The sequence below is a fragment of the Corynebacterium sp. EPI-003-04-2554_SCH2473622 genome (genome assembly GCF_001665955.1).
Lineage (GTDB): Bacteria > Actinomycetota > Actinomycetes > Mycobacteriales > Mycobacteriaceae > Corynebacterium > Corynebacterium pseudodiphtheriticum.
Map to the genome: position 1 here is coordinate 54,274 of NZ_LZMN01000035.1, position 25,633 is coordinate 79,906.

General features: G+C 51.8%; 25 protein-coding genes and 1 pseudogene. 11 read left to right on the top strand and 15 right to left on the bottom strand.

Annotated features, from left to right (window positions below):
• Nucleotides 1-8: 8 nt before the first annotated feature.
• Nucleotides 9-962: a PAC2 family protein gene (locus A5774_RS02860; protein ID WP_021352606.1), complete on the bottom strand. Its 954-nt coding sequence runs from the start codon at nucleotides 960-962 to the stop codon at nucleotides 9-11.
• A 301-nt stretch (nucleotides 963-1,263) separates the two neighbouring features.
• Here A5774_RS02860 and A5774_RS02865 point away from each other — a divergent pair, with 301 nt between their 5' ends.
• On the top strand, nucleotides 1,264-2,340 hold the full coding sequence (locus tag A5774_RS02865) for a DUF4192 domain-containing protein (protein ID WP_027017895.1): 1,077 nt from the start codon (nucleotides 1,264-1,266) through the stop codon (nucleotides 2,338-2,340).
• Here the strand turns inward: A5774_RS02865 and galE are convergent.
• The 6 genes and pseudogenes from galE to A5774_RS10840 all read right to left on the bottom strand — a co-directional run bounded on the left by galE (nucleotide 2,306) and on the right by A5774_RS10840 (nucleotide 7,872).
• The gene (galE, locus tag A5774_RS02870; protein ID WP_027017896.1) at nucleotides 2,306-3,298 is read right to left on the bottom strand and encodes a UDP-glucose 4-epimerase GalE; all 993 of its coding nucleotides are present in this window, start codon (nucleotides 3,296-3,298) and stop codon (nucleotides 2,306-2,308) included. The genes A5774_RS02865 and galE overlap by 35 nt on opposite strands.
• A gap of 48 nt (nucleotides 3,299-3,346) precedes the next feature.
• The gene (locus A5774_RS02875) at nucleotides 3,347-4,027 is read right to left on the bottom strand and encodes a metal-dependent transcriptional regulator (RefSeq protein WP_021352603.1); all 681 of its coding nucleotides are present in this window, start codon (nucleotides 4,025-4,027) and stop codon (nucleotides 3,347-3,349) included.
• 118 nt (nucleotides 4,028-4,145) lie between these two features.
• Nucleotides 4,146-5,135 (bottom strand): sigma-70 family RNA polymerase sigma factor, encoded by a 990-nt coding sequence (locus A5774_RS02880; protein WP_018119693.1) that lies wholly within the window; start codon nucleotides 5,133-5,135, stop codon nucleotides 4,146-4,148.
• 125 nt (nucleotides 5,136-5,260) lie between these two features.
• Nucleotides 5,261-5,702: pseudogene (dtd, locus tag A5774_RS02885) on the bottom strand (D-aminoacyl-tRNA deacylase).
• Nucleotides 5,703-5,807: 105 nt separating this feature from the next.
• Nucleotides 5,808-7,358 carry a methyltransferase gene (locus A5774_RS02890; protein ID WP_064833260.1) on the bottom strand — a complete coding sequence of 517 codons (1,551 nt, stop codon included), beginning with the start codon at nucleotides 7,356-7,358 and terminating at the stop codon, nucleotides 5,808-5,810.
• A gap of 43 nt (nucleotides 7,359-7,401) precedes the next feature.
• Nucleotides 7,402-7,872: a DUF3099 domain-containing protein gene (locus A5774_RS10840; protein ID WP_082936077.1), complete on the bottom strand. Its 471-nt coding sequence runs from the start codon at nucleotides 7,870-7,872 to the stop codon at nucleotides 7,402-7,404.
• A gap of 59 nt (nucleotides 7,873-7,931) precedes the next feature.
• Between A5774_RS10840 and A5774_RS10845 the strand changes: the two genes are divergently transcribed.
• The 3 genes from A5774_RS10845 (at nucleotide 7,932) to A5774_RS02905 (ending at nucleotide 10,732) form a co-directional block, all read left to right on the top strand.
• Nucleotides 7,932-8,174: a DUF3039 domain-containing protein gene (locus A5774_RS10845; protein ID WP_081703770.1), complete on the top strand. Its 243-nt coding sequence runs from the start codon at nucleotides 7,932-7,934 to the stop codon at nucleotides 8,172-8,174.
• A 59-nt stretch (nucleotides 8,175-8,233) separates the two neighbouring features.
• A complete protein-coding gene (locus A5774_RS02900; RefSeq protein ID WP_064833265.1) occupies nucleotides 8,234-10,027 on the top strand; it encodes a DEAD/DEAH box helicase in 1,794 nt (597 codons plus the stop codon).
• A 141-nt stretch (nucleotides 10,028-10,168) separates the two neighbouring features.
• The gene (locus A5774_RS02905) at nucleotides 10,169-10,732 is read left to right on the top strand and encodes a tripartite tricarboxylate transporter TctB family protein (protein WP_051619281.1); all 564 of its coding nucleotides are present in this window, start codon (nucleotides 10,169-10,171) and stop codon (nucleotides 10,730-10,732) included.
• 126 nt (nucleotides 10,733-10,858) lie between these two features.
• On the opposite strand, the gene A5774_RS02910 is transcribed toward A5774_RS02905, so the two are convergent.
• A complete protein-coding gene (locus A5774_RS02910) occupies nucleotides 10,859-12,241 on the bottom strand; it encodes an RNA polymerase sigma factor (RefSeq protein WP_023019376.1) in 1,383 nt (460 codons plus the stop codon).
• Nucleotides 12,242-12,420: 179 nt separating this feature from the next.
• Nucleotides 12,421-13,185: a polyphosphate--glucose phosphotransferase gene (gene ppgK, locus A5774_RS02915; RefSeq protein ID WP_064833266.1), complete on the bottom strand. Its 765-nt coding sequence runs from the start codon at nucleotides 13,183-13,185 to the stop codon at nucleotides 12,421-12,423.
• Between the two features lie 78 nt (nucleotides 13,186-13,263).
• Here ppgK and A5774_RS02920 point away from each other — a divergent pair, with 78 nt between their 5' ends.
• Both A5774_RS02920 and A5774_RS02925 read left to right on the top strand, forming a co-directional pair.
• Nucleotides 13,264-14,205: an inositol monophosphatase family protein gene (locus A5774_RS02920; RefSeq protein ID WP_231892325.1), complete on the top strand. Its 942-nt coding sequence runs from the start codon at nucleotides 13,264-13,266 to the stop codon at nucleotides 14,203-14,205.
• 120 nt (nucleotides 14,206-14,325) lie between these two features.
• Nucleotides 14,326-14,616 (top strand): DUF4193 domain-containing protein, encoded by a 291-nt coding sequence (locus A5774_RS02925; RefSeq protein ID WP_021352592.1) that lies wholly within the window; start codon nucleotides 14,326-14,328, stop codon nucleotides 14,614-14,616.
• Between the two features lie 88 nt (nucleotides 14,617-14,704).
• Here A5774_RS02925 and A5774_RS02930 read toward each other — a convergent pair whose 3' ends face one another.
• Complete coding sequence (locus A5774_RS02930; RefSeq protein ID WP_021352591.1) at nucleotides 14,705-15,217, bottom strand: DUF3093 domain-containing protein; 513 nt, start codon at nucleotides 15,215-15,217, stop codon at nucleotides 14,705-14,707.
• Nucleotides 15,218-15,350: 133 nt separating this feature from the next.
• Here A5774_RS02930 and dut point away from each other — a divergent pair, with 133 nt between their 5' ends.
• The 4 genes from dut (at nucleotide 15,351) to dxs (ending at nucleotide 20,125) form a co-directional block, all read left to right on the top strand.
• Nucleotides 15,351-15,803, top strand: a complete 453-nt coding sequence (gene dut / locus A5774_RS02935; protein WP_035000605.1) for a dUTP diphosphatase — start codon at nucleotides 15,351-15,353, stop codon at nucleotides 15,801-15,803.
• A gap of 105 nt (nucleotides 15,804-15,908) precedes the next feature.
• Complete coding sequence (locus A5774_RS02940; protein WP_082936078.1) at nucleotides 15,909-16,868, top strand: DUF3710 domain-containing protein; 960 nt, start codon at nucleotides 15,909-15,911, stop codon at nucleotides 16,866-16,868.
• 2 nt (nucleotides 16,869-16,870) lie between these two features.
• Complete coding sequence (locus tag A5774_RS02945; RefSeq protein ID WP_348650492.1) at nucleotides 16,871-18,097, top strand: TRAM domain-containing protein; 1,227 nt, start codon at nucleotides 16,871-16,873, stop codon at nucleotides 18,095-18,097.
• A 126-nt stretch (nucleotides 18,098-18,223) separates the two neighbouring features.
• Nucleotides 18,224-20,125, top strand: coding sequence for a 1-deoxy-D-xylulose-5-phosphate synthase (dxs, locus tag A5774_RS02950; RefSeq protein ID WP_023019383.1), 1,902 nt, complete (start codon nucleotides 18,224-18,226; stop codon nucleotides 20,123-20,125).
• Here the strand turns inward: dxs and A5774_RS02955 are convergent.
• Both A5774_RS02955 and A5774_RS02960 read right to left on the bottom strand, forming a co-directional pair.
• Nucleotides 20,097-21,320: an HRDC domain-containing protein gene (locus A5774_RS02955; RefSeq protein ID WP_064833269.1), complete on the bottom strand. Its 1,224-nt coding sequence runs from the start codon at nucleotides 21,318-21,320 to the stop codon at nucleotides 20,097-20,099. The two genes, dxs and A5774_RS02955, sit on opposite strands and share 29 nt — an antisense overlap.
• Before the next feature lie 76 nt (nucleotides 21,321-21,396).
• The gene (locus A5774_RS02960; protein ID WP_051137467.1) at nucleotides 21,397-21,999 is read right to left on the bottom strand and encodes a DUF3000 domain-containing protein; all 603 of its coding nucleotides are present in this window, start codon (nucleotides 21,997-21,999) and stop codon (nucleotides 21,397-21,399) included.
• A 225-nt stretch (nucleotides 22,000-22,224) separates the two neighbouring features.
• Here A5774_RS02960 and hemQ point away from each other — a divergent pair, with 225 nt between their 5' ends.
• Nucleotides 22,225-22,959 (top strand): hydrogen peroxide-dependent heme synthase, encoded by a 735-nt coding sequence (hemQ, locus tag A5774_RS02965; protein WP_023019386.1) that lies wholly within the window; start codon nucleotides 22,225-22,227, stop codon nucleotides 22,957-22,959.
• Nucleotides 22,960-23,046: 87 nt separating this feature from the next.
• Here hemQ and msrB read toward each other — a convergent pair whose 3' ends face one another.
• The 3 genes from msrB to A5774_RS02980 all read right to left on the bottom strand — a co-directional run bounded on the left by msrB (nucleotide 23,047) and on the right by A5774_RS02980 (nucleotide 25,465).
• Nucleotides 23,047-23,448 carry a peptide-methionine (R)-S-oxide reductase MsrB gene (gene msrB, locus A5774_RS02970; protein ID WP_021352582.1) on the bottom strand — a complete coding sequence of 134 codons (402 nt, stop codon included), beginning with the start codon at nucleotides 23,446-23,448 and terminating at the stop codon, nucleotides 23,047-23,049.
• Nucleotides 23,449-23,543: 95 nt separating this feature from the next.
• Nucleotides 23,544-24,749: a glycosyltransferase family 87 protein gene (locus tag A5774_RS02975; protein WP_064833270.1), complete on the bottom strand. Its 1,206-nt coding sequence runs from the start codon at nucleotides 24,747-24,749 to the stop codon at nucleotides 23,544-23,546.
• Nucleotides 24,749-25,465, bottom strand: a complete 717-nt coding sequence (locus A5774_RS02980) for a dihydrofolate reductase family protein (RefSeq protein WP_064833279.1) — start codon at nucleotides 25,463-25,465, stop codon at nucleotides 24,749-24,751. The genes A5774_RS02975 and A5774_RS02980 overlap by 1 nt, the downstream gene beginning before the upstream one ends.
• Nucleotides 25,466-25,633: the final 168 nt, after the last annotated feature.

Below are 25,633 nucleotides of genomic sequence, written 5' to 3' on the forward strand. Positions count from 1 at the left end.
AATGAAAGCTACTCTTCTTCGTCTGCTTCTCCATGCTCAGTACCGTCGAGGGAATTTAAGAACTGTTCGAACGATGCTCCGATCTCATCACCAGTCGGCATATTTTGCTCACCTGGCAAGATAGCTTGAGGATTCTTTTCTCGGTAACGTTCTAAACCCTCATCGAATTGTTCTTCTAACCCAGCTACTAGGGATTGCACCTCATCGGCTTGATAAATCTGTTCTTCTAGCTGTTGACTGGTGCGCTGGATGTCGTGCTCCAAGCTCCCCAGCGGCAAATCCAAATTGCTAGCGTTAGCGACTGAACTAAGCAAATTGTACGTCGCCAGCGGATAAGGCGAGGAGGCTACATAGTGTGGAACATGAGCTGTGTAACCAGCGACATTACGACCTCGCTTGTGCAACGCACGCTCTAGGTAGAGAGCAGCGGAGCCTGGCACCATGAGTTTTTGATCCCACGAAACTAGGCGCTTGATTAATTCCTGAGAATTGCCGTGGCCGGAAATCGTCATCGGTCTCGTGTGGGGGACGGTCATGGGGGCGGCGTAGAGACAAATTGTCTGTTGCACATCCAGTTTTTCGACGAGGTCAGCGACCGCCTCGGTGAATCCATTCCAACGCAAATCTGGTTCTGGTCCGGACAGTAGCAAAAACGGCTTACCCTGGTTATCTCGCAAAACCTTGATGCTAATTTCGGTGTTTTCGATCTCGACCGGCTCGTTGTTTGCGATGGTTACCGCCGGGCGCCGAGAACGGTAATCGACTAGTTCATCTGAATCGAATGTGGCTACTGGGCGATGGTCTAGCGCCGAAATGAGGTGGTCGGCAGCCGCCTCCACAGCCATTCCAGCATCAGCATAACCGTTTAATGCCACCACTAAAGTCAGGCGGTCGTTGGAATTGTTACCCATATCGGGTGCCGGATATTCCAGTTCGTACATTTCACGTGCATCGTCGTACATTGGCGCACCTCCTCGTTGCATTCTAGCGCTGTTGCGCGCGACTGACATTCAGTCCTTCTCCGCATCAGTTTCTACATGGTGTAACGCCGAAATATGAGACCTTATTCCGTGCATAGCTGGGAGGCAACCCAGTTGCCCGCGCGAGTGTGGATAACTTTAGTTATCCACAGATTAGCTTGCTCGTGCTCGAATAGCATGGAAAGGCATAGTAAAAGCATTGACACTGGTTGGCATGAGGAACCGGAATTCGAAAAGATCACATGCTCGATATCGGCACGGCAATGCTGCTAGAAAAAGCGCAATGCACGAGAACCGTAGTAGTGGTGAAAATGGGCTCCTAGCTGCGACGCCGGACGAATTGATTGCAAACCTACCGGGATTGCTAGGTTTTTACCCAGAAGAATCGTTTGTAGTCCAGGGATATTATTCAAAACCGGACGGTAGCGTCTATATTGGGCCGACAGTCCGAGTTGATTTGAGTGATGATTTTCCTAGTGGAGAAATAGCCCGTTATCTGGCAAATGCGCAATGCGCATTCCACGTTGGGTTTATTGTCAGCGACCGTGCCGTAGGTAATGACCATGAATATTCAGGGTGGATTGAAAAACAAGCCTGGTTTCAAGCTATTCAACAGGCAGATGCGGCTGGAAAAGTTCCGCTCATGGGGTGTTGGTTGGTTGATGAAACCCGTGAAGGCGCACGGTATCGCTTGTTATTTGGTGTAGAAGTGCTTTATGACGAAATCACACCAACGATCTGGCGGACTGGCACAGTTGGATCGGTTGTGGCATCTCCGGCGATGCACCCATGGAGTCTTCGCAACGAACTTCCTAGCTTAACCAGGCAAGAAGCGTTTGCTTATTTGCTTGGTGATGACACCGACAGTGACGAAGAACAACGAACAGCTCGTACTCGTGAGATACAACGGCGGGTCAACCGATCTTCGAGTGTTGACGCAAACGCAAGTAGTGATGCAACAGCATTGCTGAATGGCCTTGCCAGAAATGACGTAACGACAGAGGAGTTGTTATCCGAGGAAGAAATAATCGACTCGGTCGGGATCTGGATGTCGCGTACTGTGCTTAGGGATGAAGTGATCGGCGTGATGCTAGACGCCCCGGAAGCTGCGAAAAATCTGTTGATAGCAGCGGTGCGCAGCCTATCCGGGGAGTTGCGTGCAAATGCCCTGGCAACACTCGCACTGGTTTTTCTTGAACTCGGGCAGGTCTTATCTGCAAGCCAGGCATTAACGGTCGCGTTACATGAGCAACCAAGCCACAATTTAAGCCAATTATTATTTGCGGCTGTAAGTTCCGGAATGCACTATGCGGCTCTCGACGCGGTTAAGTGCGGGCTCTTGGATGAGAATGAGCGTTAACACCTAACTGGCGAGTGAATTCCCAGGCGTCTGCAACAATAGTCGGCAGGTTTGTGCGCGTGGGGTTCCAACCGAGTTCGGTGGTGATCTTGGCAGAAGAAGCAACGAGGGTGGCGGGATCACCTGCACGACGTGGGGCCAATTCAGCCGGGATTGGGTGGCCAGTCGTCGCGCGAACCTGGGAGATCACTTCCTGCACTGAATAACCATTACCCGAACCCAGGTTGTAGACCCTGTGCGAGCTTTTTATATTTGACTCTAGAGCAAGCACATGGGCCTGAGCCAAGTCGTAAACGTGGATGTAATCTCGCACGGCGGTGCCATCTGCCGTGGGGTAATCGTCACCGAAAACCATGATCTTGTCACGATGACCGAGTGCTACCTGCAAAATTAGCGGAATAAGGTGAGTCTCTATACGACGATTTTCACCAATTTTGCCGTAGGCTCCAGCGACATTGAAATACCGCAAGGATGTCGCTGCCAGTCCATAAGCTTTAGTGTAAGAACTAATGATATGGTCAATCGCTAATTTGCTGGCGCCGTAAGGGTTGGTGGGTTTAGTAGGCGCGGATTCCTCAATCGGCACCGACTCGGGTTCGCCGTAGGCTGCAGCCGTGGAGGAAAAAACGAGATTGGAAACCTGGTGTGCCCGCATAGCGTCGAGTAAACGAAGTGTAGTGACTACGTTTGCGTGCCAATACAACTCAGGGTTAGACACGGATTCTCCAACGAGGCTGCGTGCAGCACAATGCACGACGGCGTCAAATGATTTCTCTGCAAGGACTTGATCAATTATCTTGCTGAGCTCACCTTCGATTAAGTGGGCTTCTGCCGGCACTGCATCGCGGTTGCCGGTAGAAAAATCATCAATGATGCTCACGTCATGGCCGGATTCGAGGAGAACAGCACTGCAAACGCTTCCGACGTATCCAGCGCCACCAGTGACCAACACGTGCATGTTTATGTGGCTCCTGTGTTCGACGTTATGAAATGGGATGGCTAGCGACTAATTAGTCGCGATGCGGATCGCGTGGCCCAGGGTTTCGTTAAGAACAACTTTCGGCCCATCACCAGCAGTCAAAATTACGGAATGGCCATAATTAACAACATTGACTTTGGCGCCAACCACGATGCCAGCATTGGTCAATTCGCGTAGCCGGTCGTTTTCGGACTGCAAGATTTCGTTAATCTGCGCAACAGTTCCGTCGATTTCTTGCTCTTCTGGAAGATCAATTGCGCGTGCAACCTTAGGGAGAGACTCGACATCGACGCCGAGCTCTTCTAGAGCCGGAACCGGGTTGCCAAATGGAGAGCGGGAACAGTCCTGCACGATGGATGCCACGTGACGCTCAACGTTGTCACTCATTACGTGTTCCCAACGGCAGGCTTCGTCGTGCACGTCGTGGATATCGACGCCGAGGACTTCAGTAAGTAGCAGCTCCGCTAAACGGTGTTTGCGCATGACCTTAGTGGCTAATTCACGCCCGTGAACAGTCAGATCCAAACTGCGGTCTGGACGGACGTGCAGCAGGCCGTCGCGTTCCATGCGTGCGACAGTCTGTGAGACCGTCGGGCCTGACTGCTCTAAGCGTTCTGCGATACGAGCTCGCAGTGGAGTGATTCCTTCTTCTTCCAGCTCATAGATCGTACGCAGGTACATCTCAGTGGTATCGACCAAGTCCCTCACGTTGGGAAACCTTCCTGTTAATTCGTCTAATGCCTGCTGGCTATTCTATCGCAAAAAGAAGGCCTGGTACGGATTAACCAGACCTTCACGGTGCTTCGTGACCGTTAATAACTGTTGACTATTGCGCGTATTCGCGTAGGCGATCAGCGCGGTGGCCGTCACGTAGCTTTGCCATCACTTCTCGCTCGATTTGGCGGACGCGCTCGCGAGACAGTTCAAATCGCCGACCGATCTGGTCCAGGGTGCGTGGAACCCCGTCATCTAAACCGTACCGTAAGCGGATGACATCTTGTTCTCGTTGTTCCAAGGTGCCGATGACATCCCGTATATCGGAGTGTCGAAGCGAAGCCACGACTGCAGATTCCGCGTCGGTCGCTTCAGCATCTTCGATGAAATCTCCCAATGGTGCCTCTTCGTCGGCGCCGACAGGCATATCGAGAGAGACCGGGTCACGCGATTGGTGGAGCAGCATCTCTATCTTGTCCTCGGGAATGCCGGATTCTTCCGAAAGCTCCTCGTTGGTGGCCTCGCGCCCTAGAGACTGGTACATTTCCCGTTTGATTCGGGAAAGTTTGTTGACCTGTTCGACAAGATGAACTGGAAGGCGGATGGTTCGTGACTGATCTGCCATGCCACGTGTAATTGCCTGACGTATCCACCACGTTGCGTACGTAGAGAACTTAAAGCCTTTGTCATAGTCGAACTTTTCCATGGCTCGAATCAGCCCGAGGTTGCCTTCTTGTATAAGGTCCAGCAGGGGCATGCCACGCCCGGTATAACGCTTGGCGAGGGAGACCACCAGACGTAGATTAGCCTCCAAGAGGTGGGAGCGTGCTTTTTTCCCTTGTTTCGCAAGGACCTTCAAATCACGTTTTTTGGCGCGAGTTAGATGCTGCTCTGGATCGTTAAGCAAATGTTGCGCATACAAGCCAACCTCGATTTGCTGTGCGAGTTCAATCTCGTCGTCAGCGGTCAACAGATCGGTTTTACCGATGCCATTCAAATAAACCCGAACTAAATCCGCAGATGGATTGTCGTTCGTGTGGCCACGACGGGAGCCCCGATCCTGCTCTTCTTCGTCGAATTCTTGCACGGGAGCGGTAGTCACAGTGATGGCCTCCTCAAGTTGCCGTTTACATAGCTAATAACGATTCATTGACATGTGTTGTTCCCTGTGTCATTGCAGGGGTAATTGTCGGGGGTAATTTAAGGCGAAAATAGGGTTTATGGTGACTAGGTTTCCACCAATACGGTAAACGGTCCTTGATTGACAGAAGAGACTTCCATTTTCGCACCGAAGCTCCCGGTGGCAACATCTAATCCTCGTTCACGTAGATCTGAGACAATGTTGTTTATTAGTGGTTCCGCAACCTCGGCGCGGGCAGCTTCTGACCAGGACGGGCGCCGTCCCTTAGCAGTTTGCCCGTAGAGAGTGAACTGACTGACGACAAGAATCGGCGCATCGCTTTCCGACGCCGACTTTTCCCCGTCTAGAATCCGCAACTCTGCAATCTTCGCGGCCATTTTTTGCCAGGATTTTTCCTGGTTGGCGTCATCGATCCCCACTCCAACAAGGGCAAGAATCCCCCCCGGTTGTTGGTGCAGAAATCTGGCCGACGACTTGATCGTTGACGGTTACACTTGCTGAAGATACACGGGTTAGTACAGCTTTCATCGTGATAGCTCCCTTGTTGATGCTGGGGTGGCAGCGGCCTGCACGGGGGTGATATCGGCCGCCAGGATTGTGCTTGTTCAACTACTGCGGTATTGAATCTGCCTGTTAAACGTCGAGAAGTTCTGCAGGAATCACCACCCCGTGCCTGACCAGGTCTGCAATAACTCGGGTTGCTTGGTCTAGAAGCTCGCCTTCGAGTCCGTGCGCGGCGGTATACATCTCGACGACTTCTGCTAGTGCTAAGCCTTGCGGATGTAAACCGGCTACGATTGCTGCCACATGATGATCTACTTCGTGGGACCAGCGTGGGCCATCCATTCGGGTGAGTCGGTAGACCGAGGGGCGAAAGCCCATCCCGGAGTCGGTATCAGGAACCTCGATTATCTCTCGGGCTACTTGTGGCCGCAGTTGAAACTGACTTTCAGCAATGGTGTCTTTTGTTTGCTCGCGCAGCCAAGCTGCACGTAGAAAATACTCAGACACTTCGTCGGCAAGCCGATCGTCGTACGCTTGGGGGATTTCTTCAGCGATGATTTCTGAAGGCTGATCGCCGATGTCTTGAATCGCGATATAACCAAAACCGATGGCATGGACATCAGCATTATTGAAATGTTGTAGCCATTCGGCACTGCGTTCGCTGGCTTCTTGGGAACGCAGATCGATTGCTTCATCACGTAGCCACGTACTGACGTAATGTGCCGGATCTGCGAAATCTCGCTGCAGGATCCAGGCTGCAACACCATGACTCGGCAACCAACCGGCTACCCGATGCTGCCAAGGTATATCGCCCTGGTGGACCCATGATCCGAGTAAATAAGCAGAGCCACCCGGGGCTAAATAATCTGAAATTTCCGACACGACTAGTTCGCTGGCACCATCTAATTCCAGACCTGAATCACGGTACGTGTGGGTGATGTCCGTGGACCCGACCACAAATGGTGGATTGGCAACAATTCGGTCGAATTTTTGCCCGGCGACCGGTGCAAACCAGGGCCCAGTGGAGAAAGTAACTTTGTGCGCAAGTCCAGCGCCCCGAACTGTGGCATCTGCCAAGGCGAGTGCACGGGTAGAAATATCCGTTGCGGTGATCTGATCTGCAGCTTGTGCCTGCCCTAAAATCTGTACACCCGAGCCTGTTCCTAAATCTAAGACCGAACCGACTGGTGTCGTGGGGCAAAATTGCATTAGCGATAATGATGCGGCCCCGACACCCGGTACATGGTCCTCGGCCGCATCTTGACGCACCATGGCGGCATCAGGGTCAGAAAACACCCATCGACTAATGCCGTTAATGATGTGTGGACGCACATCGATGACTACGCGCACAATCGCAGGGCCATGGGTAACCGCAATATTTGCAGCAATGACTTTATTTGCCAGCTCAGTGCCGAGGAGCTGCACAAAATCGGTTTTTTCCACCGGGTCGCGGAGTATAAAAGCCTGAAGAAGCCTGTCTAGGACGTTTCCTGTCTGTGTGCGAAAACGCAGGGCCCCGGGATCGCCACGGTGTAGTGCAGAGAGGTATTCTGGCCCCAAGTGGGCAGCTAAGCCGGCTGAGTCAAAACCGACCTCGGTGAAGTATGCGGTTAAATCGCTTGCAGCCTCGCCGAAACGTTCGGCTGGGTCAGGGGTACTGGAATCTAGGTGAGTGCTCATCAATGAATCATTGTAGAAGGTTATTCGTTTCCTATCGTCTTTATTACTCACGCGAATCGCGAGGTTCGGCGTCGATGATTCCCGGCGGAAGCTCGCGCGGCGGGTCGTACGTGGCATCAGACGTAGGTAGCTGCTGTTTAGTGCGCTGCTGGGTTTGGCGAACGATAGCGGGTTTATATACTCGCGGCTGGCGTTTGTCTTGGGGGGCGCCGTCTAAGTTCGCAATGATTACAGCTATCCACGGCAATGGAAACGTAAGCGTGGCCAGCAGGACGGGAATGAGCACCCAATCCCAAGCCACATACATTCCGACGCACACCAGAGTTAGCGGAACTCTTAAGAATTGGAGTAATCCGTACCACCATTCGCGCTTTTTTCGGTCTTGCGCGCGGGTCATACGCGCAGTGGTAATCAGGACGGGCTTATTCCGGCGAGAACCGTTACGAAAGTGACGCCGGAGTGAGCGTCGCGGGCTATGAGGCCCGTTAGTACCACGCGAGCTTCCAGTAGTCATGCTTCCCAGCCTAGAGCCTGGCTACCCAAATGCCTATGAATACGGCAAAATGGATGCCCATGACGACTACATCAACGCAGACTCTAGAACGCCCAGAAACTCGAGATCAGACAGGAACCGACGACGACACACCAAAGTTCTTCCACTATGTGAAAAAGAATCAGATTGTAGATTCAGCGGTCAGTGGCAAAATGATTGTCGCGTTGTGTGGAGAAAAATTTCCGGTTCGCAAACAAGCCAAGCCTGGCTCGCCGGTATGCCCGAAATGCCAGGAGATATACTCTGGCCTGCGTAAAAAATAGAATTCACTCGATATTTTGGGGCAAGCAACAAAAGCTATTTCTAGCAATGGTGGTATTTAGTGGCGAGACCGCGCAGATTCAACAATAACTCCAGGCTGCGTGCGTGGCAGCAGGCTGCGTTGCAAAAGTTTTTGACGTCGCGTCCGCGAGATTTCATGGCAGTCGCGACTCCGGGTGCAGGTAAAACCACCTTTGCGATTAGGGTCGCGACTGAATTATTAGAGGATCGATCGGTAGATCGTGTCATCGTTGTAGTACCTACTGAGCATCTGAAACGGCAGTGGGCAGCAGCTGCTGGTCGGGTGGGAGTTTCGCTGGATGATCGTTTCACCAACGCTGGCGTCATTAACCAGGCTTACGACGGCATAGTTGTCACCTATGCCCAGGTGGGAATGCACCCATTAAAGCACCATGCATTGGCCTCGGCGAAACGTACCTTGGTGATTCTTGACGAAATTCACCATGCCGGTGACGCAAAAAGTTGGGGTGATGGTGTTCGTGAAGCATATGACGAGGCCGAATATCGGTTGGCGCTTACAGGCACGCCGTTTCGTTCAGATAATTCTTATATTCCCTTCGTACGTTATGAAGAAGACGGGGAAGGCCACGAAATTTCCCAGGCTGACCACACTTATGGTTACGGCGACGCGCTTGCCGATGGTGTCGTTCGCCCCGTCGTCTTTCTGGCATATTCAGGTGAAGCTACCTGGCGTACAAGTGCGGGTGAAGAAATTTCTGCGCGTTTAGGAACTCCATTAACCGCAGAAGAAACTGCGCGTGCTTGGAGAACAGCTCTGGATCCGAAAGGTGAGTGGATTCCGGCTGTATTGCAAGCGGCGCACACACGGTTGGAACAAATCCGTACCAATATGCCTGATGCGGGTGGGCTGGTAATTGCTACCGACACGACCACTGCGCGTGCTTACGCTAAGATCCTGGAGAAGATTTCTTCTACTCCTGTATCGGTGATTTTGTCTGATGAGCCTGGATCTTCTGAGCGCATTAACGCTTTTTCTGAGTCCACGGACGAGTGGATGGTTGCGGTGCGTATGGTATCTGAAGGCGTGGATGTTCCCCGTTTAGCGGTAGGAGTGTATGCCACTTCGGCGTCGACGCCATTATTCTTCGCCCAAGCCATTGGGCGATTCGTCCGATCCCGTATGCCTGGAGAAACTGCCAGTGTGTTTTTGCCCTCTGTGCCTACGCTGTTAGATCTTGCGGAAAAACTAGAAACCTCTCGCGATCACGTGATCGGCAAACCGCACAGGGAAGAAGCTTGGGACGAAGATGCTGTCGCTGAAGCGAACAAAGAAAAAAATGAGCGGACCGAAGAATCGTCTTTTGAATCTGTGGGTGCATCGGCAGAACTTGATTCCTTGATCTACGATGGTTCGACATTCGGTACCGGTGCGTTTAGCGGATCCGATGAGGAAGCGGACTTCCTCGGACTACCTGGGTTGCTTGACCAAGAGCAGGTCAGAGCATTACTGCGAAAAAGGCAAGAAGAACAGCTTGATGCTCGGGAAGCCGAGGAGAAAGCTCGGAGGCAAGCCGAACTCGAATACCAACACAAGCTCAAAAACGGATTAGTCGAACCAGCATCTGGGGCGCCTCGAAAAATAAATTCCAATGTGAAAGGCGTAAATTCCAAGGAAGCCAATGATGTTGCTGCGGTGGAGATTCCCAAATTACGCCAAGAACTGAACACGCTGGTTGCAGTCCAAGCTGAACAATCAGGGCGTCCGCACGGAGCGATACATACGGAAGCACGTAAAGCATGTGGGGGTCCGCCGACGGCGTTGTGCAATGCACAGCAGTTGAAAGAGCGCATTCGTTATTTGCGAAAGTGGTAGAAGAAAATAGCCTGTACTAGTTAGCCTTGTGAATCCGATGTGGAGGTCTCCGCTCAAGGCGGAAGCACTACATAAGTGGGACTAAGCAAGGTAAGGTAAAAATAGTTAATTACATCTATGCGTGAAGGGATAGCAAAGTAGATGACTACCCCCAATAATCCAAACAATTCTGACGGCCAATACGGCGAGTATGCGGAAGGCAAAAATTCCGGCTTCGAATCTGGCAATGAAGGATATGGATCCGGAGGTTATGATTTTTCTGTAAACCAGGATCAGTCCGTGGAGAATCACACTGCACATGATGCGTACTACGCTGGAGGATATTCGGCTCCACAATACGGCGGATTCGAAACACAGCAAGAGTCGAAAAACCCAGTTGCGCCGTGGGCTCTAGGGGTTGGCATTTTGTCATTGCTCGGATCAATTGTTGTATTCGGCTCGTTGCTTGGCATTATCGGCACGATTCTTGCGATTGTAGCCCTGGTTGTCGGTCGAAAACGTCACCCGGAAAACCGGCGCACCGTGATGTCGGTGGTGGGGTTGGTGACTTCGATTCTGTCGATGATCGTAGGAGTAATAATCATGGTTGCTGTCTACAATATTTTCGATGAGGTGGGGATTGTTGACTGTATTGACCAACACGGTGATGATGAGGATGCCATTGAGCAATGCATCAACACGAATGTGGAGAATTACGACAGCTAGTTTGGCCTCGCTTTTGCATTGTTTCGGCCGCTCTTCCAGCGCTCGGGACATGAGCGCATAATAAATACGCAAAATCCTCACCCGCATATGAGCGGGTGAGGATTTTGCGATGTCAGCTTTAAAAGCTTAATCGAGGTAATCCCGCAATACTTGTGAACGAGAAGGGTGGCGCAACTTCGACATTGTCTTCGATTCAATCTGGCGAATACGCTCCCGGGTAACTCCGTACACCTGTCCGATTTCATCCAGGGTGCGTGGCATGCCGTCAGTCAAACCGAAGCGTAACCGGACCACTCCAGCCTCCCGTTCAGACAACGTCGTTAAGACATCTTGCAACTGGTCTTGCAACAGGGTGAAGGAAACAGCGTCGACCGCGATTACAGCCTCAGAATCTTCAATGAAGTCACCGAGCTGGCTATCTCCCTCGTCGCCGATGGTTTGATCCAACGAAATTGGTTCTCGGGCATATTGTTGGATCTCCATCACCTTTTCTTCGGTGATGTCCATTTCTTTCGCGAGTTCCTGGGGGGTCGGTTCGCGGCCTAGATCCTGCAGTAGTTCGCGCTGAATACGACCCAGTTTATTGATGACCTCAACCATGTGTACTGGAATACGGATGGTCCGGGCTTGGTCTGCCATCGCGCGGGTAATTGCTTGACGAATCCACCAGGTGGCGTAAGTAGAAAACTTATAACCCTTGGTGTAGTCGAATTTTTCAACTGCTCGGATCAATCCCAAGTTACCTTCTTGGATCAAATCCAAAAACGCCATACCGCGTCCCGTGTAACGCTTAGCGAGTGAGACCACAAGACGAAGGTTGGCTTCAAGTAGGTGATTCTTAGCTTTTCGGCCATCGCGAGCGATGGACCGGAGATCACGCTTGAGCGCAGGCGATAGTTTTGCCTGTTTGTCTCCGGCTTCCAAAGCCTTCGACATTTCTTCTATACGGAACTGTGCATACAGGCCGGCTTCGATACGTTCTGCAAGAGAAACCTCTTGTTCTGCATTGAGCAGCGCGACTTTACCAATTTGCTTTAGGTACGCGCGCACTGAATCCGCTGATGCTGTTAGCTCGGCGTCCTTGCGGGCTTGGCGGAGAGCTGCAGATTCATCTTCGTCCCAGACGGAACTGCCGACATCTTCGTCGTCATCCTCTTCGCCGAGCTCCGGTTCAGCGGGTTCTGGATCATCGTCTAGGGGTTCGTCTACAAATGCATCGGCGTCGGCAAGATCCGGCTCAACGTCGGTGTCTTCGTCGTCTCCAGGTTCATCGAGTAGTGGATCCGCTACCGGTGCGGTTGCAGGCGAGATTTCTTCGGGATCGATGGACACACCGCTTTGCGGGACCTTGTCGGTTGTTGCCTTTGCGGTCTTCGGCTTGCTGGTTGACTTCCTAGTTGCTTTTTTCGCGCTTTGCGCGCGAGCAGAACTGGGTGCGCCCTCAGCAAGAGACTGATCGGAAGATTCAGTGGCTGACACGTACGCCCTTTCGCCGGATTGTGCTGACATCAATGATCTAGCCTACCTATGTATACAGCGTGTTGTGGACGCCGGTGTGAGGACCATGTCACACCAACACCATAGTAGATGCTAGGGAATGAGCGCCCAGTATAACGGACACCGTATGGTTTTGCGTTGTCAGGGGGTGACAACGCGGTCCATCAATCTGTGGTTCACGGATGTTTCCACTAACCTGCCAGGTAATCAGGGGAATGTGCGGCTAAGGCTGCGCCGACTATCCCCGCCCGATTCAGGAGGGTCGCAGGAATAATTGGTGTTGAAATTTCTAAGAGCGGTAGCCAACGTGCAGATTTGCGTGAAATACCGCCACCAATGACAAAAGCTGAGGGATTGAAGAGCCGTTCGTATTCGACAAGAACTTTTTCTAGCCGTGGTGCCCATTCTGTGAAGCTTAGCCCGAGCGATTTCTTGACGCCCGATGAAGCAATCTTTTCTGCCTCTTCTTCACCAACGAAAAGATGTCCTAGCTCAGTATTTGGAAACAGCTTGCCATCCACTAGAAAAGCCGACCCGATACCAGTGCCAAGAGTCAAAAATATGACAGCGCCACTTCTCGATTGAGGATTACCATAGGCGACTTCTGCCAAACCGGCGGCGTCGGCGTCGTTCAAGAAAGTGATGTCACGTGCGCCAAGAACTGACTGAAATGCGTCATGGATGTTGGTATGCAGCCACGAGGCGTCGATATTCGCTGCAGTCAGCATTGATGAACCGCGGACGACACCGGGCAGAGTGATCCCGATAGGTCCGTCCCATTCTGCTAATTCAACAATGCGTGCAGCGGTGGCCGCGACCGCCTCTGGAGTAGAGGGCCTGGGTGTCTCGAACTTGATGCGTTCACCAATAAAATCGCCTGTTTGCAAATCGACCAGCGCGCCCTTCGTGCCGGAGCCGCCGATGTCAATGCCAAAACCGAGTTGCTGTTCTTGCATGGATGACAGACTAGCGCACGAGCAAGCAATGATTCGTGATCAGAGTCCACAAAATACTGGAATGGCTAAGATAAAAGCATGACTATGTCCCGAGAACAAGTAATAAACGCTTTTGTTGAGCATCAAAGCATGCATCAGGACTTGTCTCCCGCCGGGCTTAAGGAGATTGCGTGCGGGCTAGCAGAATTGGGCGGGGAAGTTATTTCTCACAGTTCCAATGAAATAGGCACGATATCTGACATCGCTGACACAGTAGAAACAAAGAGCAGTTCGGTCGATCCGGTCACGGCCGTTGATAAAGCAACCGAGAGCGCACTGGTTGAAAAGCTGCTGACATTACGTCCAAACGATGGCGTGGTCGGGGAGGAAGGCACTGGACAGCAGGGGTCAACCGGTATCGATTGGATTATTGATCCGATCGACGGAACAGTGAATTTCTTGTACGGTATTCCAGAATACGCAGTGTCAGTCGCTGCGGTATGGGGATCTGCCCCTGTTGCCGGAGCGGTTTATAACGTCGCTGGTGACGTGATGTATTCCGCGCATATAGGCGGTGGGGCGTACGCTATAACCCCTCATACAGTGAAATCGTCCGACGGTTTCACTCTCGTCAAAAAGCCGAGAAGATTGCGCACGAATTCTATAACTGATTCATCTGCCGCATTGGTCGCTACTGGATTTTCCTATCTGAGCGACCGGCGGCTTCAACAAGCGAGCATTCTGGCGCGATTGTTGGGTGACGTGAGAGATATTCGTCGGATGGGGTCTGCAGCGTTAGATCTCTGTCGAGTAGCTAGTGGCCAAGTTGATGCCTTCTATGAGGCAGCGTTGAATAAGTGGGACTATGCTGCAGGGATGTTGATTGCACAAGAAGCCGGTGCAGTGGTCCGCGCACCGAAGCTCTCGACTGAAGGCAGCGCAGGAGAAGTCTTGGTGGCGTACGCGCCTGGCATAGCTGAAACCATGGATGAAATTCTACGGGGCGCGGGTGCGCTAGCATCATTGCCAGTAAACCAATAATGGTTTCAAAACCACGTTTGAGCTGCAAATATGACAATATAGTTATTTTGCCTTAGTATCCGTCCCACATAGACAAAGATCAACTGTTTGCTGATCAACTACCCAATAGGACGTGGATAAATGGCTACTGATTACGATGCGGCTCGTACTCGACCGGAAGACGAACTGGAAGCAGATTCGCTGGAAGGGCTGAAGGCTGCGGAGAACGATTCTGACCCGATGGATGAAGACGGCGAAATTGTCGAGCCATTTGAGCCACCAACAGTCGACGTATCTGGCGAAGAACTGAACGTGAAAGTCGTGCCACGCCAGGCCGACGAGTTTACCTGCGATAGCTGCTTTTTAGTGCAGCGAAACAAACGCCTTTCACATGAAGAAGATGGGCAAAAGATTTGCCTGGACTGTGCCTGATTCTTTCGTGCCCCGGGGCTATAAGTCAGCCGGAATCATTGTCTCTGAGCGCCACCCTGGAGTTGGCATTATTTCCGTCTAAAGCGAGCTAGCCCTGCATTTGGCGCGCAGCGTCCAGTGCTTGATCGGGTAAAAAGGCTTCGAGCAAGGCTTGGGGGTCTTTCGAGCTGACTAGCCAGTACGGAGTCGGATCGTCTTTATCATCCAATACGAGCATGGCCAAGTGCGGTACCCAGCTGTGGGTGGCAAGAAAAGCTGCAGGGTCCAGCTGTGGCCCCATTGCGTTCCGCCGTGCACTTTTAGGAACAGCCAAGCTCCGACTTACAATATCCGCGGGTAATTGTGCATCTCCGGTAATTAGCCAGCGTGTGCCGTCAAAATCTTTTTCTACCTGGATGACGGTTGAGGACAGGTGGAAAAGAACCCATATGGCGAGCGCAGCGAAAATCAAAAAGGGCACGGCAAACCACCACAAATTGCGGTTCAGGGCTAATTGCCCGGTGCCAACCGTCACTGCTGCCAATGCAATCAACCACCAATGCCAAGGCACCCATTGGCGCTCGTGGTAAAGAATTTCCGGGGCAGATTTTACTTCGCTCATGAGCGATATTTTAGCCCGCGAAAACTACAGAACCCCAACCCTGGGCGCTTGAGTAAAAGCAATGGGGAGCGATTGTCTTGTTCAGTGCAGCCTTTGTCCGACGACTACTTTGCATACAGGGTAGTCTGCATACATGAGCTTGTCTGATTTGAGTCCGATAAAAATCCAGCGACTGGATCCGGAAATAGCTTTACCGACTCGAGCCCACGCGGGTGACGCAGGCGCTGATTTGTGCGCAACTGAAGATATTACCTTGGAACCAGGCCAAAGGGCTGTGGTCGGAACCGGAATTGCTATTGCATTACCGGAGGGGACCGTAGGTTTGGTGCATCCACGCTCTGGACTAGCTGCACGTCAAGGCTTAAGTATCGTTAATTCTCCGGGAACTATTGATGCGCAATATCGTGGTGAGATCAAAGTGTGTCTGATTAATCTTGATCGAGTCTCACCTATTGAGATCACTCGTGGTATGCGGATAGCGCAATTGGTGATTCAGCGCGTTGAGCTTGTGGACTTTGTGGAAGTTGCACAATTGGATGAGACTGCTCGTGGTTCTAGTGGCTACGGCTCCACCGGTACCCATTAGCTGGGCACGCTTCGGTTTCTGTCACGCAAAACATTTGAACCCAAAATCGGTTTTTAGCCTAAAGACGTAGTATGCATATTACTGCGGGAAAGGACAACACTAGTTATGGCGTTGTTTGGAGTTTCGAAGTTTGGATTTTCGAAAAAGAAAAAACCAGCGCAACAAGCTGGCGCGAACGCGAATGAGAAATCCAGTGGGGAAGCTCAGCGGGATGTACAATTGAACCTGGAGAGCGACCGAGCTGGAGCTCAAACTTCAGCTGTTGCCAACGAGAAGGCGGCGGGAACTAGTGCCGAGGCGCAGGAAAATGCAGATTCTGCAGTATCTGCTCACGATGCACCGATTATTCCCGTGGAAGCTGGAGCGATAGGGGAAACCGGCCCATTCGACGGAGACACCGTTGACATTAATGAATTCGACTTTGGTGAGTTTTCCTCCGGGTTGTTAGACCTTGGTTCACTGAAGCTTGCCGTACCGAAAGATTCGCAGGTACAGGTTGAAATGGGTGAAAAAGGTCCGAAGATGCTCCACTTGGTCACCCACTATGGTCGGCTCACTCCGATTGCTTTCGCTGCACCATCATCGGCTGGCCAGTGGGAGGAAGCTGCTGATGAGATTGCGCAAAGCATGAAACAAAGCGGTGCCGAGGTCACTTTTGAACAAGGTCCTTGGGGTAGAGAGGTCGTTGGTGAAAACAAACAGGCTGTAACACGCGTGATTGGTGCGGAACGGCCACGGTGGATGTTGCGGGTAACGTTGGCAGGTCCGGCCCAACGGGCAGATAAACTCGCGGAATTGGCACGTGAAGTTATTGCGCGGACTTTCGTCTACCGGGGAGATAAGCCTATTTTGGCAGGTAATTCGTTACCGGTCACAATGCCCGCTAGCCTAATGCAGCAGGTACAACAGGCAATGCAGCAGCGGCAAGCGCAAAGCCAACAACAATCGCCCCGCATAGCTGATGCGCAACAAGCAGTTAGGGAGGCTGCTGGTGGGACCAAATCTCGTGAGCACGGTGATGATGAAGGCGTTGCTCAGCCTACGAATGAAAAGGAGCAGCGATAAGCGTGCCTAACCTCGAACTTTCCATTGACCGGATGGGACATGGTGGTGTCGGCATTGGTACTGCGGACGATGGACGCGTGGTATTTGTTGCTTCTGCTTATCCTGGTGACAGAGTAAAAATTGATATTACGAAAGAAAAGAAATCTTTCGTTACTGGTGAGATCCTAGAAGTTATCAGCCCCAGTAAATATCGTGGCAAGCCAACCTGTCAGGCGGCTGCCGCCGGAGCTGGGTGTTGTGACTTTGCGACGCTTGATACCACCCAGGAAACGGAACTGAAGCGTTCGGTTTTTCTTGATCAGCTCGCGCGAATAGGGAAATTTTCGGAAATAGAGCTGCCAGAACTCAACGCCGTTGAGCTTGCCCCTGTACGCGGTTGGCGCACCCGGGTGCGGTTCGGTGTGGATGAGAATGGGAAAGCTGGTCTCCGGAAAAAGCATAGTCATGAACTGGTTACACAGTATCCCTGTAGTCAGCTCGTCGATGGTCTTAGCGAAGGCATCGTTGGAACCGGAGCTCGCCGTTTCCGGCCGGGTGCAGAATTGATTGTGGCAATTGATTCAACTGGTCAACGGCATGTCGTGGAGTCGCGCAAAACGGGGCGTGGGAAGCGCTTGGAGAAAGTCGAAAGAGTTTTAGAAGGCAGCGGCGAGGTCACCGAGATCGTTGATGGCAAAACATTCCGTTTTCCAGTCACCGCATTTTGGCAAGCGCACCGCGCAGCACCTCAGGCGTATAGTGCGATTATTGAGGAATGGCTAGCTGATCCTGGACAACCCGCAGGAAAAATCGGTTGGGATCTGTACGGGGGCGTTGGTCTGTTTATACCTGCAATTGCGCGAGCATTGAGCCCGGAAAACCCTGCGGATTCAGTGCTGCACAGCGTCGATACTTCTTCAGCAGCTCTGGAGAATACACAACCAGCACTGCAAGGGCTTAACGTTTCGATGCATAAACAACACGTAGAAAAAGCAGTTGCTCAGTTAGCCGCTCCTGACTGCGTAGTTCTCGATCCGCCACGCAAAGGGGCAGGGGCAGCTGTAATCGACGAAATAGCTGCGGCCGACCCGAAAACAGTGGTTCACATTGGTTGTGATCCGGCAACTTGCGCGCGTGATTTAAGGAGCTGGTCTGATAATGGGTATCGGGTCGACAAGCTCACGTTAATAAATGCATTCCCGGGAACACATCACTTCGAACTTATGGTGTTATTAAGAAAATCTGCTTAACACGCACGTGAACAGTAAGATTTTTCCTAATAAATCGCCGGTTCCGATTTCTAGGGAGGTAGCGAGTAAGATGGATACGTTAGTTACCGACGAATACAGATGAGACGAGGAGTTGAGGTAGAGACAATGAGCCTTCTTCGCGGAATACAGACTCCCGCCGACCTCAAGGCTTTGTCCCAAGAACAACTCCCGCAATTAGCCGAGGAAGTTCGTGACTTTCTCATCGAGAACGTGTCGGTGACAGGCGGCCACTTGGGGCCGAACCTTGGTGTGGTGGAATTAACGTTGGCTTTGCACCGAGTATTCGATTCCCCGGATGAGCCCTTTATCTTCGACACCTCCCACCAATCTTACGTGCATAAAATAGTGACTGGTCGTGCACATCTTTTTTCTACTTTGCGTCAAAAAGATGGTTTGTCTGGTTACACCGCTCGCGCTGAATCCGAGCATGACTGGACAGAATCGTCACATGCTTCAGCATCACTCGCTTATGCGGATGGTTTGTCAAAGGGATTCGCTCTGGACGGGCGAGGACAACATAACGTAGTGGCGGTTGTCGGTGATGGCGCGTTGACTGGTGGCATGTGCTGGGAAGCGCTGAATAACATCGCCGCAGGAAAAGACCGAAACGTAGTCATCGTCGTTAATGATAACGGACGTAGTTATTCGCCGACGATTGGTGGCTTCGCTGAAAATCTGGCTAACCTGCGCATTTCTGGACCATACGACGGCCTGATGGAACATGGAAAGAAAACTCTGAAGTCTATGGGGTGGGTTGGCAATCGTGCGTTTGATGCGCTTCACGCTTTCAAGGAAGGTGTGAAGCATACGGTCTTGCCGACAGAGATGTTCCCGGATTTGGGCATGAAATATGTTGGCCCTGTCGATGGTCATGACTTTGATGCTCTGGAACAAGCTTTTAGCTATGCAAAAACGCACCATGGCCCGCTTATCGTGCATGTTGTGACCGAAAAGGGGCACGGCTACGCACATGCGGTTAACGATGAAGCCGACCAGATGCACTCTACCGGTGCGATCGATCCGGCTACGGGGCTGCCGATCTCGAAATCTCAGCCTGGCTGGACTCAAGTATTTACTGAAGAACTGCTTGCGGCTGCTGAGAAACGCTCAGATATTGTTGCGATCACTGCCGCGATGGCGGGCCCTACTGGTTTGACGCCATTTGCACAGCGCTTTCCAGATCGTTTTTTCGATGTAGGGATCGCGGAACAACACGCGGTCGCTTCAGCCTCCGGTCTGGCGCTAGCAGGAATGCATCCCGTTGTTGCAGTGTATTCCACCTTTTTAAACCGCGCCTTTGATCAGCTTTTGATGGACGTAGCGTTGCTCAAGCAACCCGTCACCTTGGTCCTGGACCGCGCAGGCGTTACTGGTTCAGATGGCGCAAGTCACAATGGGGTTTGGGATATGTCTGTGGCGAGCGTCGTACCAGGAGTCCGTATCGCTGCACCGCGAGATGGGGCGCAATTGGGCCGTTTGTTCCGTGAGGCGCTGCTTGTCGACGACGGGCCTACGCTTGTGCGTTTTCCCAAAGGAAACTTGCCTGCCGAAATTCCAGCTTGGGCGAATCTTCGTGATGGTGTCGATATTGTTTATTACGCCGATAAAGTTACTGAAGAATCTACTCCGGCAACTCGTTCAGTTTTGGTGATCGCTATGGGAGCCATGGTCGAGGCAGCGGTATCTGCGGCAAAAACCTATTCCAACGTGACCGTCGTTGATCCCGGTTGGGTTGTCCCAGTAGCGGAATCCTTGTTCAGCTTGGCGGCTGATCACGATGTCGTTGTCACCGTAGAAGATGGTATTGTCCGCGGTGGTATTGGATCGCTGATTGCTGAAGAATTCGCTGCAGCAGGGATAGATGTGCCTGTGCGGCATTTGGGATTCCCATCGGTGTTTCCATTGCATGCTTCACGTAACGAATTGCTGCATGAGGTCGGGCTTGACGAGACCGGCATCGCTAATGTGCTTGCAGAGCTTAGCTTGGAAGAAAATCAGCAAAAATAGGCCAGATAATATCTTTTTGCCATTCGCGCAAACCGTGTTTTGTAAAAGACGCTTCTAGATCGCCTTCGGAAAGAATGGTTTTCGCGACGGTAATATCCCAGGTGAGATTTTTTGCCTTGGCAACGCTGATTAAGTTCTCTGTTGGCACAGCAAATTCGTCGGCGAAGACATTGAGATCGTCCCGAATGAGTTGCCAGGTATTCCAAGAGTCGGGGTCGTTTTTCTTCCAATTCCGGGTATTAATGCCACCCGACGAATACCAATACGCTAATTCTCCTTTTCCAGGAATTGGAAGCTCCGCCTCTGCTAATGCTTCAGCCTGTTGAATTGCGGTCAACCACACTTCTGGTGCTAACCGTGAATTTTGTGAGCCACGAACGCGTGTTAACTGAGAAAGCGTGTTGGGGCGGATATTAGCGAAGGCGAGTAGGACCTTATTCGGTAGTAGACTGCCTGGTGCAACATCATCGTTTGCTGCAGTGGTCTCCCGAATTAGCCACAGCTCGCGGGCAACTGCCAATTGTCGAGGTATTTTGAGTCCGCGCATCCCTTTCATCAAATGCCACGCGCGGGGTTCTGGTCCGGTGATTGTGGCGTGTTGGTTGCGCACATACTCGAACTCTTCCAGTGCCCATTCCCACTTGCCTTGGCTGCGTAAAAGATACTCTACCTCGGCAGCCAGCTCGAGTAATTTTTCGACATCGAGAGCAGCATAAGCGACCCATGGTTTGGGTAACGGCGTCGAGGACCAGTTTTGCGCGCTGTGTTCTTTGGCTACGCGTATGCCAAGTAAATCCTCATACATTGCAGCGAGACTGACACGGGATAAGCCAGCTAAACGACCGCCGAGTTCTGTGTCAAGTAGCTGTGCTGGGTACAGCCCAAGCCAGGCAAGACAGGGAAGATCTGATACTGCAGCGTGTACCACCCAAGTTAGGCTGTTGATGACGGGTGATAAGGCTTCGGTGAGGTGCTGGCGGACGCCTTCTGGTGCGAAAAGAAAGGTACCGGCACCCGCACGTTTAATCTGGACTAAAAAAGCGCGATCGTTGTAGCGAAATGCGGAAGCACGTTCCGTATCAATCGCGATTGGTCCGTGCCCACCGGCGATTGCCTCCGCCGCTTCGTGAAAGTCCTGAGGGGTTGTCAGTACGGGCGGGATACCCGCGGCTGGGCGACGAAGGAATTCGGTCATGATCTTTCAGTTTGAGGCGATACGCTGATAGATGAGTCAGCAAGATTATAAACGGGAAGGCTGTCGCGGCATAGCTTTAGCGACGTAGCTGACTTACCCCTTCTGGTGGTAGACCAGCGATATGGGCGAGCACTTCTGCAAAGGCGTCCACATGATCGGCAAGTTGATTGTTTTTCGCTGTCCACGATGCCCGCAATTCGAGTTGGTAAGCGCGAGGAGGGCCACCGACTTCGCCAAAGCGGACTGAGGTTGTAGAAGTGACGGTACCTCCAAGGTTTGTGTAGCCAGCAGAGTGCGTTTCTAAACCTTCTTCGAGCCATTGCCATGCAACGTCGGGTAACAAAGGATCGGTAGCAACTGCTGACTCCATGTCGGCCTGGATGTAGGCGACTAACCGCATTTCCCCTTCCCACGATTCCTGTGCTCCGGGGTCATGCAAGAGAATCAGTCGACCGAAAGCATCGCCTTCAGAATCGGTCGGGGTGTTTTCTTTATCGAGATGGTCTACTTCCAGGCCTATTGCATGGCTAAAAGGTGCTAATCGCTGGGGAGGGCGGATTGTCCCGAGTGAAATACCTTGACGCAGGTTAGCCTGGTGCATTGATTCCACGGCTTCGCTAAAAGCCGGGGGTGTCAGGCCACGCTCTAACTTAGAAGCAGTGGTGCCCTGCAAGTTCATCGACGCATCTGTCTCATTCACAAGGTTCAACCTAATGTTGAGACTCTTCATAGTGGTGAAGGCGCGCCGTGGGGTAGGATTGGTGGCAGTACCACCTATTGCGTGGTCGCTTTTCGGTGAGCACTGCTTTTGGGTTTCGCTTTGTGCCTTGTGCACAAACCACTCCAGAAACTTTGCTTGTCACGATAATTTTGCGAACCAAACTTGCAAAACCAGGAGGTTTTCATGTCGGCGTCTGAACACGAAGCCCAACAAGAACTGAATTACGATGAGCTGAATAAGCTGCAGCGTTACAGCCAGCACGCGGTGTTTAAGCTTGACAAGGGATTTACTGCTGGCGATAAAACATCGCGCGAGCGAATGGCAGCTGAGGCGCAAGAGTTTTTCGACAAGCTTGCCGACGAAGGTCTCGTGACCGTTCGTGGTATTTATGATCTTGCGGGTATGAAAGCCGATGCTGATTTCATGATCTGGTGGCATGCAGAAAACTTTGAGGAGTTGCAAGCGGCTTTTGCCGCATTCCGTCGTGAGACTTCTCTGGGTAAGGCGAGTTCGTTGGTATGGGCAGGAAATGGTGTGCACCGCCCGTCAGAATTCAACAAACGGCACCTCCCAGCTTTCATTATGGGAGAATCGCCTGAAAAGTGGTGCTGCGTTTACCCGTTCATTCGCTCATATGACTGGTACATCATAGACGAGGAAAAACGTGCCCGTATTCTTCGCGAACATGGCTTGAAAGCGCGTGATTTTGCAGATGTGCGTGCTAATACCATCGCTGCCTTCGTGCTGAGTGATTACGAATGGATGTTGTCGTTTGAAGCCCAAGACTTGGGGCGCATTGTTGATTTGATGCACACTATGCGCTACACGGAGGCCCGGTTGCACGTACGTGAAGAATTGCCGTTTTACACCGGTCGAATGGTGGAAAACTTGGACGAGTTAGTGCAGATCCTTCCCTAAGCCCTAGAAAAGGACTAGCGAATTCAATACCGCCGGTATTTCGTCGTTTGAGGTGCTAGTGCTACTCGCACCTCAAGCCTGCCAGACTTAGGATTCTTTGAGCGTCATCGCCACCGAATTAATGCAGTAGCGTAAATCGGTGGGGGTGTCATAGCCTTCCCCAGCGAATACGTGTCCCAAATGTGAGTGACAGCTGGCGCAGAGGACTTCCGTACGTACCATTCCGTGTGAGCGATCTTCCCGCTCAATGACGGAATCACCAGCCAGTGGCGAAAAGAACGATGGCCAGCCGCAATGTGACGAAAATTTTTGGTTAGAGCGGAATAATTCTGCACCGCACGCTCGACAGGAATAAATGCCCTCAGTGGTCGTGTTTGTGTATTCACCAGTGTGTGGAGCTTCCGTGCCGCCTTCTCTGAGCACACGGTATTCTTCCGCGCTGAGGCGTTTGCGCCATTGGTCATCGGCAATCAAGGAAAAATCTGTCATGGGGGATATTCTACGCCTGCGTAAGCGGGAGTAAGTATCGCAGGTGTTTCATTTTCCGGACGCTCTTATCTGGGCTTCCGGTGCATGGCCCGCAGTTAACTACCGAGTTGCGAGTCCGTATGCTGTCGGTCGTGTAAATGCCATGCTACGGAACAGCACACCGTGGTCAAGAGCAATAGGCCCCAGCCAGCGGTTGCAGCGAAATAGTTTAGCCATATCCCCAGTGGGGGAAAGTCACGCGGTGTCCATGTGGTAGCCCAACTTACTGGAAGTAAGAACAAAATTGCTGCTAACCACGATGGCCAGATATGGAACACGCTGCGTTGCCTGGCTACGCTGAAAATCATTGGAAACAGCAGCATGGAATAATACATTTGCCCTAAAGAAGACAAGAAGAAGACACCGCAGAACAATACTCCAGATGTAGTGACAAGCCAGAGCAGATGGTCTTTTTTACGCAGAGATAACAGTGTGAGTACTGAAATGACGGCTAGCCCCGCAAAAAAGATCCACAATAAGTAGTAAAGCCAGCTGGGCATGGCGAAATATTCGGCGAGCCCCGGTAATGAGGAATTAGCGAAATCTCGAGTCTGACGTAGATGCGGGATGAGTTCTGTGCGGTAGTTGTCAGCACCAGGGGTTATTGGCCAAGCGACGAAGTTGAGAACTAAGGGCACCGCGATGCCTACGAATATCGTGAACCACCAGCGCATAACCAAAGGTAAAAATAGCAGTGGGGCAAACTGCGGCTTGATGAGAATCGCGAGTCCGATGATGATCCCGCCAGTCCAACGGGCCCAACGACGATCGTCAGTCAAGCACCATAGGTAGCTTACGAGTGCAAGTAGGAGTAGACCGTTGACGTTGGAAAAAATAAGGGTATTGCGGACAGATTCGGTCAGGGTGGCTACTGTGATCGTCAGTGGAAAAATAGGATTCCGCAGGGAAAAACCGAACATTCGGATTAAGATGCCCAACGAGACTATGATGGCGCCGAAATTAGCGAAGATGAATAATGCTCGTGCAATTCCAGCATGGGTAACAAATCCGAGTGGGGACAGCAAAAGCGTAGCGCCTGGATTGTAAAGGTACAACGGATCAGTGTGGTGGTAGATCTGTTGATAAACATTCTCTCCGTCAAGGAAGCGTTGTAGAGCAGAATAGACGGTTGTGAAGTCGTCGGTTACTGCTCCGTTGAAGCTGTCGACCAACACCAGCTGCAACCCAAGCAGGATAGCGAGTGGCCATAAAAAAGCCTGTAAGTGCTGATTAGACACCTGCGGTAGCTTGAGTTCCTTCATCACATTGAGTTTACCCGCGGGTGGCCATAGCGCAGAAAGAGTGTGCTATCTGGGCAGTGCATGGAAGATTCTAAACGCATTTTGTGTTTGACGGTTGTGTCACTGGTGCAGCGAGTAATCGGTGATTCCACAGCGTTGGTCAATGTAGGATCGATAGTGAGATAAAACTGATCTACAGCGTTTGCCGAAATTAGGCCGCCCAAGATCGAAGGGCCACCTTCGCAGCTAATGCGTACAAAGCCACGATTGACCAATGTCGTTATACATTCCCGTACTGTACCGCTGCCGGTGGAAATAACTTCTCCGAAGGCTTGCAACTTTTGAACCTTGGTGTAGTTGGTTGGATCCTGCAACGAGGATTCGGGCACCATGAACAAATGCGGGACATGGTAGTCGTGAAAAAATCGTGAATCGTAGTCGAAATCTAGTGATGAAGTCATGACTGCAAGCGGCGCTGGGTTGGGTTTTTTATCGGTTGGTTGGACGCCGGCATAGTCTTCTGCACGAACAGTTCCTGAACCGACGACTATTACCTCTGCCCATTCGCGAAGCCCTAGTAATAATTCCGTATCGAGCTGGTTGCCCAGATCCTGTGAACGGCCGTTGACAGATGTGGAGCCGGTGATGGTGCTTGCAAAGACTGCGCGAACCCAGTAGTCGTCTTGGTTTCGCCGTTCTGGGCCGATAAGTTGATCGATGCTGGGCCACTTGTACATGTCGCTCACATTACAGTCCTAGATTCGGGAGACGAACAAGTGGGGTGTTTTTAAAGACTCATTGAGGTATAGGCTCGTATAGTTGAGGGGCTCGGACGTGGGTCTCACCTCGTGATTTGGTATTTCTACAGTGGTGCCACTAGAGTCACTTAAGCAGTGCACGAAGCA

What these genes read in the sequence shown, in the direction of transcription:
- A5774_RS02860 (WP_021352606.1), bottom strand. Translation starts at nt 962, where the DNA reads ATGTACGACGATGCACGTGAAATGTACGAACTGGAATATCCGGCACCC.
- A5774_RS02865 (WP_027017895.1), top strand. Translation starts at nt 1,264, where the DNA reads ATGCACGAGAACCGTAGTAGTGGTGAAAATGGGCTCCTAGCTGCGACG.
- galE (WP_027017896.1), bottom strand. Translation starts at nt 3,298, where the DNA reads ATGCACGTGTTGGTCACTGGTGGCGCTGGATACGTCGGAAGCGTTTGC.
- A5774_RS02890 (WP_064833260.1), bottom strand. Translation starts at nt 7,358, where the DNA reads ATGAGCACTCACCTAGATTCCAGTACCCCTGACCCAGCCGAACGTTTC.
- A5774_RS10840 (WP_082936077.1), bottom strand. Translation starts at nt 7,872, where the DNA reads ATGACTACTGGAAGCTCGCGTGGTACTAACGGGCCTCATAGCCCGCGA.
- A5774_RS10845 (WP_081703770.1), top strand. Translation starts at nt 7,932, where the DNA reads ATGACGACTACATCAACGCAGACTCTAGAACGCCCAGAAACTCGAGAT.
- A5774_RS02905 (WP_051619281.1), top strand. Translation starts at nt 10,169, where the DNA reads ATGACTACCCCCAATAATCCAAACAATTCTGACGGCCAATACGGCGAG.
- A5774_RS02910 (WP_023019376.1), bottom strand. Translation starts at nt 12,241, where the DNA reads ATGTCAGCACAATCCGGCGAAAGGGCGTACGTGTCAGCCACTGAATCT.
- ppgK (WP_064833266.1), bottom strand. Translation starts at nt 13,185, where the DNA reads ATGCAAGAACAGCAACTCGGTTTTGGCATTGACATCGGCGGCTCCGGC.
- A5774_RS02920 (WP_231892325.1), top strand. Translation starts at nt 13,264, where the DNA reads ATGACTATGTCCCGAGAACAAGTAATAAACGCTTTTGTTGAGCATCAA.
- A5774_RS02925 (WP_021352592.1), top strand. Translation starts at nt 14,326, where the DNA reads ATGGCTACTGATTACGATGCGGCTCGTACTCGACCGGAAGACGAACTG.
- A5774_RS02930 (WP_021352591.1), bottom strand. Translation starts at nt 15,217, where the DNA reads ATGAGCGAAGTAAAATCTGCCCCGGAAATTCTTTACCACGAGCGCCAA.
- dut (WP_035000605.1), top strand. Translation starts at nt 15,351, where the DNA reads ATGAGCTTGTCTGATTTGAGTCCGATAAAAATCCAGCGACTGGATCCG.
- A5774_RS02940 (WP_082936078.1), top strand. Translation starts at nt 15,909, where the DNA reads ATGGCGTTGTTTGGAGTTTCGAAGTTTGGATTTTCGAAAAAGAAAAAA.
- dxs (WP_023019383.1), top strand. Translation starts at nt 18,224, where the DNA reads ATGAGCCTTCTTCGCGGAATACAGACTCCCGCCGACCTCAAGGCTTTG.
- A5774_RS02955 (WP_064833269.1), bottom strand. Translation starts at nt 21,320, where the DNA reads ATGACCGAATTCCTTCGTCGCCCAGCCGCGGGTATCCCGCCCGTACTG.
- A5774_RS02960 (WP_051137467.1), bottom strand. Translation starts at nt 21,999, where the DNA reads ATGAACTTGCAGGGCACCACTGCTTCTAAGTTAGAGCGTGGCCTGACA.
- hemQ (WP_023019386.1), top strand. Translation starts at nt 22,225, where the DNA reads ATGTCGGCGTCTGAACACGAAGCCCAACAAGAACTGAATTACGATGAG.
- msrB (WP_021352582.1), bottom strand. Translation starts at nt 23,448, where the DNA reads ATGACAGATTTTTCCTTGATTGCCGATGACCAATGGCGCAAACGCCTC.
- A5774_RS02975 (WP_064833270.1), bottom strand. Translation starts at nt 24,749, where the DNA reads ATGAAGGAACTCAAGCTACCGCAGGTGTCTAATCAGCACTTACAGGCT.
- A5774_RS02980 (WP_064833279.1), bottom strand. Translation starts at nt 25,465, where the DNA reads ATGTACAAGTGGCCCAGCATCGATCAACTTATCGGCCCAGAACGGCGA.